Source organism: Bacteroides ihuae (assembly GCF_900104585.1).
Classification (GTDB): domain Bacteria; phylum Bacteroidota; class Bacteroidia; order Bacteroidales; family Bacteroidaceae; genus Bacteroides; species Bacteroides ihuae.
On sequence record NZ_FNVX01000005.1, the window covers coordinates 946,153 to 964,986 of the forward strand.

15 protein-coding genes are annotated in these 18,834 nt (G+C 38.6%); 11 read left to right on the forward strand and 4 right to left on the reverse strand.

What is annotated here, in order from left to right:
* Nucleotides 1-72: 72 nt before the first annotated feature.
* Nucleotides 73-2,064, reverse strand: a complete 1,992-nt coding sequence (locus BQ5338_RS09360) for a sensor histidine kinase (RefSeq protein WP_071146529.1) — start codon at nt 2,062-2,064, stop codon at nt 73-75.
* Nucleotides 2,065-2,202: 138 nt separating this feature from the next.
* Nucleotides 2,203-2,820: a superoxide dismutase gene (locus BQ5338_RS09365; RefSeq protein WP_071146530.1), complete on the reverse strand. Its 618-nt coding sequence runs from the start codon at nt 2,818-2,820 to the stop codon at nt 2,203-2,205.
* A gap of 130 nt (nt 2,821-2,950) precedes the next feature.
* Between BQ5338_RS09365 and BQ5338_RS09370 the strand changes: the two genes are divergently transcribed.
* From BQ5338_RS09370 to BQ5338_RS09390, 5 genes are all read left to right on the forward strand, one after another.
* The gene (locus tag BQ5338_RS09370; RefSeq protein ID WP_071146531.1) at nt 2,951-5,296 is read left to right on the forward strand and encodes an ATP-dependent helicase; all 2,346 of its coding nucleotides are present in this window, start codon (nt 2,951-2,953) and stop codon (nt 5,294-5,296) included.
* 90 nt (nt 5,297-5,386) lie between these two features.
* A complete protein-coding gene (locus BQ5338_RS09375) occupies nt 5,387-5,800 on the forward strand; it encodes a hypothetical protein (protein ID WP_071146870.1) in 414 nt (137 codons plus the stop codon).
* A gap of 9 nt (nt 5,801-5,809) precedes the next feature.
* Nucleotides 5,810-7,126: a UDP-glucose dehydrogenase family protein gene (locus BQ5338_RS09380; protein WP_071146532.1), complete on the forward strand. Its 1,317-nt coding sequence runs from the start codon at nt 5,810-5,812 to the stop codon at nt 7,124-7,126.
* A gap of 18 nt (nt 7,127-7,144) precedes the next feature.
* Nucleotides 7,145-8,077 carry a UDP-glucuronic acid decarboxylase family protein gene (locus tag BQ5338_RS09385; RefSeq protein ID WP_071146871.1) on the forward strand — a complete coding sequence of 311 codons (933 nt, stop codon included), beginning with the start codon at nt 7,145-7,147 and terminating at the stop codon, nt 8,075-8,077.
* Between the two features lie 132 nt (nt 8,078-8,209).
* Complete coding sequence (locus tag BQ5338_RS09390) at nt 8,210-9,208, forward strand: FAD:protein FMN transferase (RefSeq protein ID WP_071146533.1); 999 nt, start codon at nt 8,210-8,212, stop codon at nt 9,206-9,208.
* Between the two features lie 82 nt (nt 9,209-9,290).
* Here BQ5338_RS09390 and fabD read toward each other — a convergent pair whose 3' ends face one another.
* Complete coding sequence (gene fabD, locus BQ5338_RS09395) at nt 9,291-10,172, reverse strand: ACP S-malonyltransferase (protein WP_071146534.1); 882 nt, start codon at nt 10,170-10,172, stop codon at nt 9,291-9,293.
* 375 nt (nt 10,173-10,547) lie between these two features.
* Here fabD and BQ5338_RS09400 point away from each other — a divergent pair, with 375 nt between their 5' ends.
* From BQ5338_RS09400 to xylE, 4 genes are all read left to right on the forward strand, one after another.
* Complete coding sequence (locus BQ5338_RS09400) at nt 10,548-11,279, forward strand: NUDIX hydrolase (RefSeq protein WP_071146535.1); 732 nt, start codon at nt 10,548-10,550, stop codon at nt 11,277-11,279.
* A 48-nt stretch (nt 11,280-11,327) separates the two neighbouring features.
* Entirely contained in the window at nt 11,328-12,818 is a 1,491-nt protein-coding gene (locus BQ5338_RS09405) for a xylulokinase (protein WP_071146536.1), read from the forward strand.
* Nucleotides 12,819-12,915: 97 nt separating this feature from the next.
* Entirely contained in the window at nt 12,916-14,232 is a 1,317-nt protein-coding gene (gene xylA, locus BQ5338_RS09410) for a xylose isomerase (RefSeq protein ID WP_071146872.1), read from the forward strand.
* A gap of 15 nt (nt 14,233-14,247) precedes the next feature.
* Nucleotides 14,248-15,696 carry a D-xylose transporter XylE gene (xylE, locus tag BQ5338_RS09415; RefSeq protein WP_071146537.1) on the forward strand — a complete coding sequence of 483 codons (1,449 nt, stop codon included), beginning with the start codon at nt 14,248-14,250 and terminating at the stop codon, nt 15,694-15,696.
* Nucleotides 15,697-15,838: 142 nt separating this feature from the next.
* On the opposite strand, the gene BQ5338_RS09420 is transcribed toward xylE, so the two are convergent.
* Entirely contained in the window at nt 15,839-17,035 is a 1,197-nt protein-coding gene (locus BQ5338_RS09420) for an alkaline phosphatase family protein (protein ID WP_071146538.1), read from the reverse strand.
* A 207-nt stretch (nt 17,036-17,242) separates the two neighbouring features.
* Here BQ5338_RS09420 and BQ5338_RS09430 point away from each other — a divergent pair, with 207 nt between their 5' ends.
* The gene (locus tag BQ5338_RS09430; RefSeq protein ID WP_071146540.1) at nt 17,243-17,875 is read left to right on the forward strand and encodes a peroxiredoxin; all 633 of its coding nucleotides are present in this window, start codon (nt 17,243-17,245) and stop codon (nt 17,873-17,875) included.
* Nucleotides 17,876-18,260: 385 nt separating this feature from the next.
* Nucleotides 18,261-18,506, forward strand: a complete 246-nt coding sequence (locus BQ5338_RS09440) for an RNA recognition motif domain-containing protein (protein ID WP_071146542.1) — start codon at nt 18,261-18,263, stop codon at nt 18,504-18,506.
* Nucleotides 18,507-18,834: the final 328 nt, after the last annotated feature.

Genomic DNA, 18,834 nt, shown 5'->3' on the forward strand with positions numbered 1-18,834 from the left:
AGAAACAACAAAGAAATAATGATTTTTACTTAGTTAATTAAGTTTGAAACTTGATGTATTGCCTTTGGAGAATTAAGCAATCTCTTTAGTAATAGGATGTGAGAAGACAAACCGCGCGCCGTTTTTATAATCTTTATCTACCCAAATCTGCCCCCCCATGTGCTTTATGGTTAGCTTGCAAATAGCAAGTCCTAGTCCAGTACCTTGTACAAATTCGTTTAGTTTCTCAAAGCGGGTAAATACTTGCTCTTGTTTATCTTCCGGTATGCCACATCCTGTGTCTGTTACTGAGAACAAAACCACTGAATTCTGTTCATCTATTTCGAAAGCCAACGTGATTATTCCTCCATCTGGAGTAAACTTTAATGCATTATTGAGTAAATTCATTACTATCTGCTGCAAACGTAATGGATCTGTATACAGCATATATGATTCGGATGGAAATCTAGAACAAATCTCCACATCAGTAGCTTTACTTTGGTTGGTAAGCGCTATCATTCCCTCGCAGGAGGCAACTAGATCGCACCATTCGTAGTTAAATTGTAACCGGCCGGATTCCAACCTAGAGACATCAAGTACATCACTAATCAACTGAAGGAGTAAATCTGAATTTTTTTGAATAATTTTAGCATATTCTTTTTGTTCTTCAGTAGCATTTATTCCCTCTATTAACAAGCTTGAAAATCCTACAATTGCATTTAGTGGAGTGCGTATTTCATGGCTCATATTTGAAACAAAAGCACTCTTTACTTGATTGGCTTCTTCAGCACGTTCTTTGGCTTTTCGAAGTTCTGATTCAGATTGTTCTAATTTCTTTTTATCATTGCTCAATGAGTCAGTAGAGATTAATAATTTATCTTTTAGCCTTCTCATTTTATAATAATAATATAATGATATTATTAAACCAGTAATTAAACTAATGAAAACTAAAAAGAGTGTTTCTATTTCATTTTTATATACAGAAAGAAAAGGAGGAACATGGTTGACATAAATGGCATTGCTAGGAAGTTTATTTTTGTCAAGTTTGAGTTCTTTCAATTTTTGTGCGTCAAACTTATATTCATTTCTGATCGTATATAAATCGGGTTTACTTTTTTGCTTTAAATCCAATATTTCGTATGCTTTGAGACCAAGTCTCCTGCCAACACCTTGATAAGTGGGTACATATCCTCCAATGGCCCAATAACCTATTCCAGTCGAAGTAAGACTAAATACCGGAATGGAAGGATTAACACTTTTGAATGCGTAGACAGAATTGTTTATGTAAGATATTTCCAGACTATCTATTTTCCAGATGCCTAGTAGCATAACTGTCTCTTTAGGAACATTATGGAGTTTTTCAACAGCTTCGTCCAGAGTAAGCTTACGTCCATCAATAAAAATAGGATTAATATTAGGATATTTTTTTAGTTCTTTTTGAAGCAAAGTGTAGTGGGAAATTCCATTATAAGTATTGTCGGTAAGAATCGCCAAATTCTTCATCTTTGGATAAAAAGATTTTATCAATTCAATCTCTTTTGAGACATCATAATTATAAGATAAAGCCAGTTTGACATCATATCCCTTCATGATTTTGAGCATATCAAGAATTTCAGGCTCATATGAAGACATATTCACCGTATCAGTCGGTATACGAATTCCATAGCGGCCAGCCATAGCACACATTACCGGAATATTTTTATATTTATTGTCTTTCAGATGAAAATAAGTATTCCAAGCTTCTCCGCCCAGAAGGATAATCATTTTAACATCAGGGTGTTTTTCTAAAATGACTTTCATTCTATTTTGCCACAGATTAGCTTCTTTTAGGCTCATGGCATTCATGTTCTCTATAACTACCGAATATTTCCCTCCTAACTTACTATACGTATCTATAAACGAACTTATATTATCCGAAGTATACTTAGTATCTGAATTATAAGAACTGATAAATAGAATCTCATGTTTAGCTAATTTCTCTATTCCTAGAAAATCATGTGCTTCTATACTAATGCTGAAAGACAGTAAAAATACTAACAGTGTAATGAGGCGACTTTTATGACTTATAATTGATTGGAGTCTCATATAGTGGTAATTAGGCCGCAAAGTTACTGTTTTTTTTAAGAAAAATAAAAAACACAGATATTTCTATTAGATATATCTGTGTTTGTATATGGGTATAAACCCTTAGTAGATTGCTACTTTATGTAGAAAAGCTTCATTTTAGAGGCGGCTATCAACTACAGCCCAGTCTATAATGCTCCATAAAGCTGCTATGTGATCAGCACGACGATTCTGGTAATCCAGATAATAAGAATGTTCCCATACGTCAAAACCTAATAAAGGTTTTAATCCTGCACGTAGAGGGTTGCTTCCGTTTGTCTCTTTGGTAATGTGTAGCTTTCCGCTCTTGTCTACGGATAACCATGCCCATCCTGAACCAAACAGACCTACTGCTGCAGCAGTGAATTCTTTTTTAAAGTTGTCGAAACTGCCAAAGTCTTTAACAATAGCTTCTGCTAGTTTGCCTGATGGCTCGCTTTGAGAAGGTTTGCCTGCAAACTGAGTAAAATATAATGTATGATTTAGTACTTGTCCGGCGTTGTTAAAAATAGCACCGTCCGGAGCTGTAGAAACAATTTGTTCTACGGTCTTGCCCTCAAATTCTGTTCCGGGAACAAGGCTATTTAGATTATTTACATAGGCTTGCAAGTGTTTTCCATAATGAAACTCAATTGTTTGCTGGCTAATTACTGGAGCCAACGCATCAGTTGCGTATGGCAATTTAGGCATATCATAACTCATAGTCATAAATATTAAAGACATTAATAATGTATTCATAAGTTCAATGTATTATTGTTATTGAAACTTTGGTTATATAACGCCATATCCAAAAGAAATGTTCGCACGTCTCCAACTTTTCTTCTATCTTTGCACAAATTAACCCCTATTTATAAAGAAACAATCTCTGATGTCAACAGACTATATAGAAGAACTCAACGAAAGCCAACGCGCCGCCGTGCTCTACAATGAAGGACCTGCATTAGTTATTGCTGGTGCCGGATCGGGTAAAACACGTGTGCTTACCTATAAGATTGCTTATTTGCTAGAGAATGGATACCAACCATGGAACATATTAGCACTCACTTTTACCAACAAAGCTGCCCGTGAAATGAAAGAACGTATTGCTCGCCAAGTGGGTGATCAACTGGCTCGTTATCTCTGGATGGGTACTTTTCATTCTGTCTTTTCACGTATTCTTCGTGTTGAAGCCGAGAAGATTGGTTTTACTTCGCAGTTCACAATCTATGATTCGGCTGATAGCAAAAGTCTACTTCGTTCTATTATTAAAGAGATGGGACTTGATGAAAAGACTTATAAGCCGGGGTTTGTGCAGAATCGTATCTCTAATGCTAAAAATCATCTTGTTTCTCCGTCTGGTTATGCTGCCAACAAGGAGGCCTATGAAGGTGACTCTGCTGCGAAAATGCCTGCCATCCGTGACATTTATCGTCGTTATTGGGAGCGCTGCCGACAAGCCGGAGCTATGGATTTTGATGACCTGTTGTTTTATACCTATATCCTTTTTCATGAGCACCCTGATGTACTGGCTCACTATCGTGATCAGTTCCGTTATCTGCTGGTGGATGAGTATCAGGATACGAACTATGCGCAACATAGCATTGTACTGCAATTGGCAGGTGAGCATCAACACATCTGTGTGGTGGGCGACGATGCTCAGAGCATTTATTCTTTTCGTGGGGCAGATATTGATAATATCCTTCATTTTACAAAAATCTATAAGAATACACAAGTCTTTAAACTAGAGCAAAACTACCGATCCACGCAAACCATTGTTTCTGCGGCTAACAGCCTGATTGAGAAGAATGAACGGCAGATTCGCAAAGAGGTTTTTTCTGAAAAGGAGCGGGGAGAATCTATTGGTGTGTTTCAAGCTTACTCTGATGTAGAAGAGGGAGAAATCGTTGTTAATAAGATTGCGGAACTTCGACGTAGCAGGGATTATGGTTATGCTTCTTTTGCTATTCTCTATCGTACGAATGCTCAGAGTCGAATTTTTGAGGAAGCCATGCGTAAACGAGGTATGCCTTATAAAATTTATGGAGGACTTTCTTTTTATCAACGCAAAGAAATAAAAGATGTGGTGGCTTATTTTCGTTTGGTAGTAAATCCAAATGATGAAGAGGCCTTCAAACGTATTATCAATTATCCTGCTCGTGGCATTGGTGATACTACAGTGGGTAAAATCATTGCTGCAGCTACCGAACAGGGAGTGAGCTTGTGGACAGTGCTATGCGAACCGCTTACTTATAATCTAAACATTAACAAAGGTACGCATACTAAGTTGCAGGGATTTCGTGAACTACTTGAGGAGTTTATTTCACTAGTTGCCCAGCAGAATGCTTATCAGATAGGAACAGAGATTATCCGTCGATCAGGTATTTTGAATGACATACATGCCGATAACTCTCCGGAGAATCTCAGTAGACAGGAAAATATAGAAGAGCTTGTTAATGGTATGCAAGACTTTTGTGCTCTGCGCATGGAAGAAGGGAACCCGGAGATCTCGTTGTCAGATTACTTATCTGATATTGCTTTACTCACCGATCAGGATTCAGATAAGAATGATGATGGGGAGAAGATCACCTTGATGACTGTTCATTCAGCCAAAGGGCTTGAGTTTTGTAATGTCTTTGTAGTAGGTATGGAAGAAAATCTTTTTCCAAGCAGTATGGTGGGCGACTCTCAACGTGGCATGGAAGAGGAACGACGCCTGTTTTACGTAGCCATCACACGTGCTGAAGAGCATTGTTTTCTCTCGTACGCTCGTACCCGTTTTCGCTATGGAAAGATGGACTTTGGTACCCCCAGTCGTTTCCTGAAAGATATTGATACTCGCTTTCTTCAACTCCCCCAAGAAGCCACAATACGTCGTGAGGTGGATGAAGAAGCCGGATACTTCCGACGAGAGCAAAAAGAGAAAGCGTCACATTCGCTCTTTGCCCACAAAGCTACTTCTGAGCGTGAACGCCCCAAAGCACAAGTGATAGCTCCTACTGTGCCACGTAACCTCAAGAGAGTAAACAATATTCCTGTTTCTACCCCTTCAGCTACATCAGGAAACTCTGTTGAAGGATTAGCAGTAGGTCAACAGATTGAGCATGAACGTTTCGGAATTGGTGAGGTCATTCGGTTAGATGGGGCAGGAGATAATGCCAAAGCAGTTATCCGCTTCCGCAATGCAGGCGAGAAGCAGCTATTATTACGTTTTGCCCGATTCAAAATTGTGAAATAATAGCTTATTTGGGTAAAAAAAGTGGATTTTGTTTGGTTTATAATCAGATTATTTAAATCTTTGAATATTGAAAAAAATACAAGAGGCAAAATGTTTTTAAAAAGAGCAACATTAGATGCAAGACAAGTAGCTTGGGACTCAGCTGTTGTTGTTGACGAATACAATCCTGACAGAATTCGTCAAGACGCCTGTGGTGCATGGATTGCTTATGATGACTTTAATAATAAAAACAGTCTTTTTGGTTGGGAAATAGACTATATTTTCCCTCTATCAAGGTTGCAACAGCTCGGCGTACCTCAAGAGTTGTGGAACCATCCTCTCAATATCCGGGCTTTACATTGGAAAAATCGTTTTAGTAAGGGTAATTCCTATCCACGATATACCTCTACGGTTGTTGACGGAGGCGCTACGAATATGGAACAACACGTTGTTTTTTGGGTCTCAGACCCTCTTCAGTATAAGCTCCAAAAGGTTTTTAAGTTGAAGAACTCTCTTTTATATTAATACATATACATGAATATTGCAATAGTAGGTACCGGCTATGTCGGTTTGGTTTCGGGAGCTTGTTTCTCCGAGATGGGTATCAACGTTACCTGTGTAGATATAGATGAAAACAAAGTTCGTAAATTACTGGATGGTGTGATGCCTATCTATGAACCCGGACTTGATGAATTGGTTGATCGAAATGTAAAAGCAGGACGATTGCACTTCACTACAGATCTAACGACCTGTTTGGATAGTGTGGAAGTAATATTTAGTGCTGTGGGCACACCGCCGGATGAGGATGGAAGTGCTGACTTAAAATATGTACTTGAAGTGGCTCGTACCGTAGGGCGACATATCAAAAAGCATGTTGTATTGGTTACGAAGAGCACTGTTCCTGTAGGTACTGCGAAGAAAGTACGCGCTGCCGTACAGGAGGAACTTGATAAACGTGGTGTAAAAATCAAATTTGATGTAGCTTCCAATCCTGAATTCTTAAAAGAAGGTGCTGCTATCAAAGACTTTATGGCACCGGATCGCGTAGTAGTTGGTGTAGAAAGTGAAACGGCCCGCAAATTGATGGAAAGACTTTATCGTCCTTTTACACTCAATGGTTACCCTATTCTTATTATGGATGTACCTTCTGCTGAGATGACTAAATATGCGGCCAATGCGATGTTGGCTACTCGTATTAGTTTTATGAACGATATAGCCAACCTTTGTGAACTTGTTGGCGCAAATGTAGATTATGTGCGTAAAGGTATGGGCTCTGATTCACGCATTGGTAGTCGCTTTCTCTATGCAGGCTGTGGCTATGGCGGTTCTTGCTTCCCCAAAGATGTAAAAGCTCTTGCCCATACCGGTATTGAACATGGATATCACATGAGGGTTGTTGAAGCTGTCGAAGCTGTTAATGAAAATCAAAAAAGTATTGTTTTTGATAAGCTGCTGAATGCTTTCAATGGTGATTTGAAAGATCGAATCATAGCTATCTGGGGGCTATCATTCAAACCTGAAACAGATGATATGCGCGAGGCACCCGCATTGGTTGTTATCGAGAAACTATTACAAGCAGGCGCTGTAGTGAAGGTGTACGATCCCATTGCTATGGAGGAAACGAAACGTAGGATAGGTAACACAGTAATCTATTGCAAGGATATGTATGAAGCAGTGATTGACGCTGATGCCATTGCGTTACTTACGGAATGGAAACAGTTTCGTATGCCTAGTTGGTCTATTATTCGCAAGGCTATGAAGAGTTGTGTGGTAGTGGATGGTCGTAATATATATGATAACGATGAAATGAAAGAGCTAGGATTTACTTATTCTAAGATTGGCCTAAAATAAAAAATGCAGAAAAAATCTATGAAAAGAATCTTGGTAACAGGCGGAGCCGGCTTTATTGGCTCACATCTTTGCGAGCGTTTATTAAGCGAAGGCAATGATGTGATTTGCGTGGACAATTATTTCACAGGAAGCAAAGATAATATTCGCCACTTGCTCAATAATCACAATTTTGAACTTGTACGACACGATGTTACCTCGCCTTATTCTGCCGAAGTAGATGAAATATATAATCTGGCCTGCCCTGCTTCTCCGCCTTATTATCAGTACAACCCTATCAAAACGATGAAAACCTCCATTTATGGAGCAATGAACATGTTAGGGCTTGCTAAACGCGTAAAAGCAAAAATACTTCAAGCTTCTACCAGTGAAGTATATGGAGATCCTGCTGTTCATCCTCAGGTGGAATCTTACTGGGGTAATGTCAATCCTATCGGTATCCGTTCTTGCTATGATGAGGGTAAGCGTGCCGCTGAAACCTTATTCATGGATTACCATCGACAGAATAACGTACGTATCAAGATTATCCGTATATTCAACACATATGGCCCTCGGATGAATTCGAATGACGGTCGAGTTGTTTCCAACTTCATTGTTCAGGCTCTTCATGGTGAAGATATTACGATTTATGGTACAGGTACTCAAACTCGTAGTTTTCAGTATGTAGACGATCTTATTGAAGCTATGCTCCGAATGATGGCTACCGAAGATAGCTTCATTGGACCGGTTAACGTCGGTAACCCGGGAGAGTTTACCATGTTGGAGTTAGCACAAAAGATCATTGATCTAACTAATTCTCGTTCCAAAATAGTCTTTTTGCCCTTACCCGGTGATGATCCCAAACAACGACAGCCTGATATTACTCTTGCCAAGGAGAAATTAGGTGGATGGGAGCCAAGCATTAAACTCGAAGAAGGCTTAAAGAAAACAATCGAATATTTTAAAACGCTATAATTATAACGTATGTAGATAACGAATAAAAGCGTGATTAAAACTAATGCAATATTAGTCAGTAATCACGCTTTTGTTCGTTATCTGGTATAAGAATCTTTAAATTTTAAACTTTAGAATATACTAATAAAAAAGATGAAAACTAGAATAATTTATTGGGTGCTTGCATCGTGCATCTTATGCAGTTGCCATGACCAGATGCAATACTATGAGGTAACTGGAACTGATCTATATACTCCATACCATATTAAACTTGAATATAATGAACCACTTGATAGTGCTATCGAGAAAGAATTTCATCAGTGTTATCATTCGATAAATCCGTTCGATTCGTTGTCGATCATTTCTATGATTAACCGGAATGAAGACATGCATACTGACAGTTTATTCAGGGCAGTGTTTAATAAAGCAATAGAGGTAGGTAACAAAACGGATGGAATGCTTGATGTGACTTGTGCCCCCTTCATCAATCTTTGGGGATTTGGATTTAAAAAGATGAATAATCCTACTCCAGAAGCGATTGATAGTATCCGTTCATTTGTTGGTTTTCATAAAGTGAAAATTGAGAATGATATAGTGGTAAAAGAAGATCCCCGTACTTTGCTCAACTTTTCGGCTCTTGGAGATGGAACGATGTGCGATGTGGTGGCCAATTTATTCGAGAAGAAAGGCATTAAAAACTACATGATTGAGATTGGAGGAGAGATTATGGCTAAAGGGGTAAACCCGAAAGGAGATTGCTGGCATGTGGGAATCGTTAAGCCGACTTATGATTCTCTTGGTGTGCATCAGGAGCTACAACAAGTGGTGCGCTTGTGCGGAAAAAAAGGGTTGGCTACTTCGGGAAACTATCGCAATTATCATGAAAAGAACGGGGTGAAATATGGACACACCATTAATCCGAAAACCGGTTATCCTGCTCAGCAAGATATATTGAGTGCTACCATTATTGCCGATAATTGTATGACAGCTGATGCTTATGCTACTGCATTTATGGCTATGGGGAGAGAAAAGGCTAAATTGCTTAAAAAGAAAACTCCGGGTATAGAATATTTTATTATATACGCCGACAAGAAAGGTAAATTCTGTACTGAATATTCCAAAGGGTTTACTCAATATCTAGTTGAAAAATAAATAGGAATCCCTTCCATGCTAATCTATCGAGAAGTGTGGAAGGGAATCTATCGTTGCTGCATTATCACAGCTTTTTTAGTCGTTATGCTATTCCGTGTGCTTCTACACTTGGCTCAATTTTTTTGATCAAACCTTGAAGTACTGCACCAGGACCACATTCTGTAAAGTCTGTTGCACCATCTGCAACCATATTTTTCACTGTTTGAGTCCAGCGAACAGAAGCAGTAAGCTGTGCCACAAGGTTTTTCTTTATCTCAGCTGGGTCAGTATGAGGAAGAGCGTCTACATTCTGATAAACAGGGCATTTAGGAGCATGGATTTCTGTAGCAGTGATAGCCGCTTCGAGTTCTACTTTTGCAGGGTTCATTAATGGAGAATGGAATGCACCACCTACCTTCAATGGAAGAGCACGTTTTGCTCCGGCAGCCTTCATCAGTTCGCAAGCCTTCTCAATGCCGGCCATAGAACCGGAAATAACAATTTGTCCCGGACAGTTATAGTTGGCAGGTACACAAACTTCACCTTCAATGGAGGCACAGATTTCTTCTACCTTTTCGTCAGCCAAAGCAATAATGGCAGCCATGGTAGATGGAGTAGCTTCACATGCTTTTTGCATAGCCATGGCACGCGCATAAACCAGTTTTAGTCCATCTTCGAAAGACAGTGCACCGGCAGTAACTAGAGCAGAGAATTCGCCCAAAGAGTGGCCTGCAGTCATTTCCGGTTTGAAGTCATCACCCATACAGAAAGCAGAGATGACAGAATGCAAGAATACAGCCGGCTGAGTTACCTTTGTTTGGCGCAGGTCTTCGTCAGTACCGCTGAACATAATATCTGTAATACGATATCCCAGGATATCATTTGCTTTTTCAAACAGTTCTTTGGCTAAAGCCGAGCTTTCATACAAGTCTTTACCCATCCCTACGAACTGAGCTCCTTGACCGGGAAATACAAATGCTTTCATATCTTCTTGATTTTTAAAGTGTTTTTATAAATAAAATATGGCCGCAAAGGTAAGGAATTTAATAATACAACGGTTCTCTTGAGAGAAAGAATGTGTTTAAATACAATAAGCACTCTCGGTAAACAAGAATACAGATCAAACTAAAATACTTGATAATCAGGTCTTAAATTCTTCTTGTACTCTATACAATTACCCTAATTGTAAATTGCTAAAAATACATATTGTTTGATAGATGATAACAATCAATAGTCATATTGTATATTATATGATATGTATCTATCTGAAAAAGAATGTTTTATATCATATAAAAATAATCTTTTATATATTTGATTAAATGAAAATACTCTTTATATTTGCAGTGATAAAATTAATCTTATGCAAAACATGCAGAATGAAACTCCATTGGCCAACAATCATATCTCTGTAGATTGTGTAGTAATTGGTTTTGATGGTGAACAGCTCAAAGTCTTACTAGTAAAACGTGTGGGTGAGGAAGCAGGAGATATCTATAATGATATGAAGCTCCCGGGTAGTTTGATATACATGGATGAAGATCTGGATGAAGCAGCACAACGGGTATTATCCGAGCTTACAGGAGTGAAGAGCGTTAACCTCATACAATTTAAAACTTTTGGATCAAAAAACAGAACGAGCAATCCGAAAGATGTCCGTTGGCTGGAACGAGCTACAAAGCTTAAAGTAGAGCGTATCGTTACTGTTGCTTATATGGCTATGGTAAAGATAGATCGCACGCAAAACCAGTCTCTTGAAATTTTTCAAGCTTGTTGGATTCCCTTAGATGATGTGAAAACACTAGCATTCGATCATAATCTTATTATTAAAGAAGCATTGATATATATACGTCAATTTGTAGAGTTTAATCCTTCTATTTTATTCGATCTGCTTCCGCGCAAATTTACTGCCGCACAGTTACGAATACTCTTCGAATTAGTTTATGACAAACCTTTGGATGTGCGTAATTTTCATAAGAAGATAGCTCTGATGGAATATGTAGTACCCCTCGAAGAGCGCCAAAAGGGAGTGCCTCACCGTGCAGCACGTTATTATAAATTCGATAAGAAAATTTATAATAAGATAAGGAGATAAACCGAATTAATTGCAAAAAAATAATCTAACACAAAAAAAATCAAATCTATGTTTTTATTAGGATATGACATTGGTAGCTCTTCCGTTAAGGCGAGCTTGGTAAATGCGGAGACAGGTAAGTGTGTAGCATCGGCTTTCTTCCCAAAAACAGAGGCAAACATTATTGCTGTAAATCCCGGGTGGGCCGAACAAAATCCTGAAAGCTGGTGGGAAAACTTAAAACTAGCTACGCAAGCTATTTTAACTGAATCAGGAGCAAGTGCACCCGAAATAAAAGCAATTGGTATCTCTTATCAGATGCACGGTTTGGTATGTGTGGACAAAGATCAACAGGTGTTGCGCCCTTCTATTATCTGGTGCGATTCTCGCGCAGTACCTTATGGACATAAAGCTTTCGAAACGCTGGGCGAACAACAATGCTTGTCGCACTTGCTTAATTCTCCAGGCAATTTCACCGCCTCTAAACTAGCATGGATAAAGGAAAATGAACCTGCTATCTATGAACGCATTTATAAAATTATGCTGCCAGGCGATTACATTGCCATGAAGTTGAGCGGAGAGATATGTACCACTGTTTCCGGGCTATCCGAAGGAATGCTTTGGGATTTCAAAAACAATTCGCTTGCTACATTCTTAATGGATTATTATGGTTTTGATTCTTCTTTAATAGCTAATATAAAACCAACCTTCTCGGAACAAGGACGTGTAAATGCAGCAACTGCCAAGGAGCTTGGTTTGAAAGAAGGAACACCTATCACCTATCGTGCGGGTGACCAACCCAATAATGCACTTTCACTGAATGTATTCAACCCCGGCGAGATAGCTTCTACGGCTGGTACATCAGGTGTGGTCTATGGTGTGAATGGTGAGGTAAACTACGATCCACAATCTCGTGTCAACACTTTTGCGCACGTAAACCATACTGAAGAACAGAATCGTTTAGGTGTATTGCTTTGTATCAACGGTACAGGTATTCTTAATTCTTGGGTGAAACGAAATATTGCTCCCGAAGGCCTGTCATACAACGAAATGAATGTTCTTGCTTCTAAAGCGCCTATTGGTAGCGCTGGTATCAGCATTCTTCCTTTTGGTAATGGTGCCGAGCGTATGCTCAATAACAAGGAGATAGGCTGTAGTATTCGCGGAATAGATTTTAATACGCATGGTAAGCACCATATCATTCGTGCTGCACAGGAAGGTATCGTCTTCTCCTTTAAATATGGCATTGACATCATGGAACAAATGGGTATTCCGGTGAAGAAAATACATGCCGGACATGCTAATATGTTTCTTAGCTCTATCTTTCGTGATACATTGGCTGGAGTTTCGGGAGCCGTTATAGAACTTTATGACACGGATGGTTCTGTGGGCGCTGCCAAAGGTGCGGGTATTGGCGCAGGTATCTACAAAGATAACAACGAGGCTTTTGCCACGCTCGATAAACTGGATGTAATAGAACCTAACGTAGCCAAACGACAAGAATATGCTGATGCTTATGCACGGTGGAAACATCGGTTGGAAAAATCTATGAGCAAATAGAAAACTAGAATATAAAATTTCATTAATAAAAATCAGGCTTTATCTCTTTACTGCTGAAAAGCGTAAAATGGATAAGCCGCAAAACAAAAAAAAGATTATGGCAACAAAAGAATTTTTTCCGGGAATAGGAAAAATTAAATTTGAAGGTAAAGAAAGTAAGAACCCAATGGCATTCCGTTACTATGATGCTGAAAAGGTTATCAATGGTAAGAAAATGAAGGATTGGTTGCGATTTGCTATGGCTTGGTGGCACACACTTTGTGCAGAAGGTGGCGATCCATTCGGTGGTGGAACAAAAGAATTCCCATGGAATGGTGATGCTGACAAATTGCAAGCTGCTAAGAATAAAATGGATGCCGGATTTGAATTCATGCAGAAGATTGGTATTGGTTTTTATTGTTTTCATGATATTGACTTGATTAGTGAAGCCGATACGATTGAAGAATATGAAGCTAATCTGAAAGCTATTGTGGCATACGCAAAGCAAAAACAACAAGAAACAGGAATCAAGTTGCTTTGGGGTACAGCCAATGTGTTCAGTCATGCTCGCTACATGAATGGTGCCGCTACTAATCCCGATTTTGATGTAGTGGCTCGTGCTGCTGTTCAGATCAAGAATGCTATTGATGCTACTATCGAACTAGGTGGATCTAACTATGTATTCTGGGGAGGCCGTGAAGGTTATATGTCATTGCTTAACACAAATCAGAAACGCGAAAAGGACCATTTGGCTAAAATGCTAACTATGGCTCGTGACTATGCTCGTGCTAAAGGTTTCAAAGGTACCTTCCTTATTGAACCTAAACCTATGGAACCGATGAAACATCAATATGATGTGGATACTGAAACAGTGATCGGTTTCTTGAAAGCACATGGTTTGGAAAATGATTTCAAAGTAAACATTGAAGTAAACCATGCTACATTAGCCGGACATACCTTTGAACACGAACTAGCTGTAGCTGTAGACAATAACATGTTAGGCTCTATTGATGCCAACCGTGGTGATTATCAGAACGGATGGGATACAGACCAATTCCCTATCGATCAATTTGAATTGATTCAGGCTATGGTACAGATTATCCGTAATGGTGGTTTAGGTAACGGAGGAACAAACTTTGATGCGAAGACTCGTCGTAACTCTACTGATTTGGACGATATCTTCATAGCACATATTGCCGGTATGGACGTAATGGCTCGCGCTTTGGAAAATGCTGCTGCGTTGTTGAACGAATCTCCTTATTCTAAAATGCTTGCAGATCGTTATGCTTCGTTTGACGAGGGCAAAGGCAAGTCATTTGAAGAAGGCAATCTAACACTGGAAGAGATTGTAGCTCATGCTAAGGCAAACGGCGAACCGAAACAAACCAGCGGCAAGCAAGAATTGTATGAAGCAATTCTGAACATGTATTGTTAACACCTAATCTATACCATGAATTATACAAACAACGGTAGTAAACTCTACCTTTATTCTATCACAACAGTAGCCATCCTTGGAGGGCTACTGTTTGGTTATGACACGGCAGTGATCTCCGGTGCTGAAAAAGGACTTGAAGCCTTTTTCTTAACGGCAACTGATTTCCAGTACGATAAAGTGATGCATGGCATTACTTCTTCCAGTGCCTTAATAGGTTGCGTTATTGGTGGAGCTATGTCTGGTGTGTTTGCTTCTCGTCTGGGGCGTCGAAATTCGCTCCGTTTGGCTGCAATTTTTTTCTTTCTTTCCGCATTAGGCTCATACTACCCTGAATTTTTATTCTTTGAGTATGGCAAGCCTAATATGGAATTGCTCATTGCTTTCAATCTTTATCGTGTTTTAGGAGGACTAGGAGTTGGTTTAGCTTCGGCTATATGCCCCATGTACATTGCCGAGATTGCTCCTTCTAACATTCGCGGAACTTTAGTATCTTGTAATCAATTTGCCATTATTTTTGGTATGTTAATTGTTTATTTTGTCAATTTTATAATATTAGGTGGCCATGAGAATCCTATATTAATAAAGGATGGTGTAACAGGTGTACTAACTGTTAGCAGCGAATCGGATATGTGGTCTGTTATGGAAGGCTGGAGATATATGTTTGGCTCTGAGACATTTCCGGCTGCTTTATTTGGTCTACTACTCTTTTTTGTACCCAAAAGCCCTCGCTATCTAGTGATGATGCAGCAGGAAAATAAAGCATATTCAATACTAGAAAAAGTAAACGGAACATTAAAGGCCAAAGAAATATTATCAGAAATTAAAGCTACAGCTCACGAGAAAACTGAAAAATTACTTAGCTATGGCCTTACGGTTATTGTGATTGGCATACTTCTATCTGTGTTTCAACAAGCTATTGGAATTAATGCAGTGCTCTATTATGCACCCCGTATATTTGAAAATGCTGGTGCTGAAGGTGGAGGAATGATGCAAACGGTAATTATGGGTGTGGTCAACATCCTATTTACCTTAGTGGCTATCTTTACTGTAGATAAGTTTGGACGTAAGCCTTTGCTTATTATTGGTTCTATAGGCATGGCCATAGGCGCTTTGGCGGTGGCATTGTGCGATGGAATGGGTGTAAAAGGTATTTTGCCAGTTTTCTCCGTTATCATGTATGCAGCTTTCTTCATGATGTCATGGGGGCCGATCTGCTGGGTGTTGATAGCTGAGATATTCCCGAATACTATCCGTGGCAAGGCTGTGGCTCTGGCTGTGGCTTTCCAATGGATATTCAATTACATTGTATCATCAACTTTCCCCGCACTCTATGATTTTAGCCCAATGTTTGCCTATGGTCTTTACAGCGCCATCTGCATTCTTGCAGCAATCTTTGTATGGCGATGGGTACCTGAAACGAAAGGTAAAACGCTAGAAGAGATGAGCAAACTCTGGAAAAAATAGCCTTTTTACTTTTCTGAATTGATTAATTATAACTGGTTTGAAAATCCCCTTGTTTAGAATATTCTCAAGAAGAATACTCTGAACTAAGGGTTTTTCTTAATCACTTTATAATGTTCTAATATTTATCACAAGTAGAGTTCATTTATGGTACAAGCATTTTTTCAACCCGCTGAAACTGGCCATCGGTATTTTCGGGTATTATACCTAGTAAATGAGATAGAAGAGGATAGATATCGACATTACTAAAACTATTGGAACGATAACCTTTTCTAAAATCAGGCCCGCAAGCCCTGAACACAACTTGCATGTCTTTACTTTGCGGAAAATATCCGTGAGCACCTTTCAAATTACGCCCTTTATCAGTGAATTGCCAACCCAATTCCGGTGCAACAACAATATCTCCTATGCGATCACTGCTTCCATAATTTAATTCAGTAGGAATTTCTTCTTTTTTCCAGACAAAAATGTGTGCAACTTTTTTGAGTGCATTATATACCGAGTCTCGGCATTCTGGTTTTGTAAATATTGAGGTAGGAGTAGTGCCATCAATCATTTCACACCATTCAGGATTCAAATACAAGTTCATATCAACCACACGATTTTTGCTGATTTCTGTCATGCCATGATCGGAGGTTATAATCAGATTTACCTTTTGAGCAATGGGTAACGACTTAATCTTAGTAAGCAGTACACCTATCAAGCTATCTAAATATTGCACTTCATTTTTTATTTCCTTGCTTTTCGGACCGAAATGATGACCTACGCCGTCGGGTTCTTCAAAGTAGAGCATGATCAGTTGAGGACACTCTACCTTAGGCTTTTGCAACCATGAAATAACGGTATCAATGCGTTGCTCAAAGCTTAGTCGCGGCTTCTCCGAGAAAAACTTGTGATAGGTAGGATATGTTCCCTTAATAGCTATATCAGATCCAACCCAGTATACATTACCAGTCTTTACACCTTGTTTTTGAGCGGTAACCCAGATAGGCTCTCCTAGATAGTAATCCGAATTGTTTCTTGTTGCGGAATCTCCCATAGAGTATTGCTTCTTAGCTTTTACATCCCAAAATGTATTGTTAATGATACCGTGATGGTCGGGTACTAATCCGGTAGCCAATGTATAATGGTTAGGAAAAGTTGATGCAGGGAAGGAGGGGAGCATTATCGCCTTTACGCCATGAGCAGCTATTTTATCTAAATTAGGCGTGCTGTACATTTCAGGATAATCCCAGCGAAAACCATCAAGCGAAATGATAATGGTATAGTTCGGTTCTTTTTGCTTTGCTTGAAGGTAGAATATAATATTTACTAAAAATAGAAGTGTTATGAGTCTTTTCATCTTGAAGTGTGTTATGTTATTAATCACGTTGCAAAAGTATTCTTTTTATGAACATAAATAGATGTACATAGCTCAAAAATTCGTCTATCATAGATAAAGTCTATGAGGCAATAGATATTATGCATGTTTTTTTCTTGGTTAAAAGAAGCTATTGAGATAGCTTTGCCAACAGAAGAAATTATTAATAACTTTATTAAATAAAACATTATGAGATCATTAATTGGAAAACAAGCACCGAAGTTCAGTGCAGCTGCTGTAGTAAATGGTAATGAAATAGTTGCAGATTTTTCATTGGAACAATATAAAGGGAAGAAAGCAGTGGTATTTTTCTTCTATCCAATGGACTTTACTTTTGTTTGCCCTACAGAACTTCATGCTTTTCAGGAGAAACTGGCCGAATTTGAAAAAAGAAATGTAGCTGTAGTAGGTTGTTCTGTAGACTCTGAGTATTCTCACTTAGCATGGCTAGAGAGACCTAAGAATGAAGGTGGAATCCATGGGGTAACTTATCCAGTAGTAGCAGACTTTTCCAAGTCTATTTCAGAAAGTTTTGGCGTATTGGCAGGTGCTTATACTCCCGATGAAAACGGAAATTGGGTATGTACAGGTGCTCCGGTGGCATATCGTGGTTTATTCCTTATTGATAAAGAAGGAACTGTACGGCACTCTGTAATCAATGACTTACCATTAGGGCGTAGCGTAGATGAAGCATTGCGTATGGTAGATGCTTTACAGCATTTTGAAGAATTTGGTGAAGTTTGTCCCGCAAACTGGACAAAAGGTAAAGATGCCCTCAAAGCTACAGAATCTGGCGTGGCCGATTATTTAAGCAACCACTAATATCCTGGTAGATATTCTTCTCTCTTGTATTTTTTTGTAGCCATAGATTAATAAGTAGTTTCTGAGAGAAGAGTTTTGAATAATATATAGTGTTTGATAATTGCAAAGAATGCATTTTTCTATTCTTTTATAGATAGAAACATTGCATTCTTTGCTTTTTTGTTTATTTCTTATGTGATTGCGTGCTTCTTTATTGATTTTTTGGTCATTATGGTCTAAAAAACGACCTTCATAGGTCATAATTCAAAATAAATGCTTTACTTTGTAACCGTAAACAATAGATTGTTTCATATCGTTCTTTTTTCTTCTCTCCAGTTGAATCCAGATCTATTTCAAACTTCCGTTGTTTCTCATTTTATTTATCAATTTTTTATTTTTATTTTTTATGAACATTTACATTGGAAACCTAAGCTACCGCGTTAGGGAATCAGATTTGAGACAAGTTATGGAAGAATACGGAACTGTAGATTCAGTGAAACTGATCGTTGACCGTGATACAAAAAAATCTAAAGGATTTGCATTTGTTGAAATGTCTGATGACAACGAAGCTAACCAAGTTATCAAAGAACTGAACGGTGCTGAATACGAAGGCCGTCAAATGGTAGTGAAAGAGGCTTTGCCTCGCAAATAATCCTTTGTTTTAGGATATTTATTTATTAAAGAGGGTGCCTACAAAAGCATTCTCTTTATTTTTAAGTCTAAGCTTTTTCAAGCTCAGACTTTTTTTTATTAGCTCTAAATTTAGAGTCTTAGAGTTATAAGATTTGAATACAATATTGGCAATAGACATTCTTTTAATTAGAGGACTCCGGTATGAAAGTCAGATGAGCCTAGACAAACAAAGAAGTGGAAGGAGCATATCTTCTGTGCAGTAAATATTATAAAGTAAGAGTGAAGTCTGAATCAAAAATTGGATGAATATAAGCGTTTGGCGATAAAATCCGACTTTATTAATATTA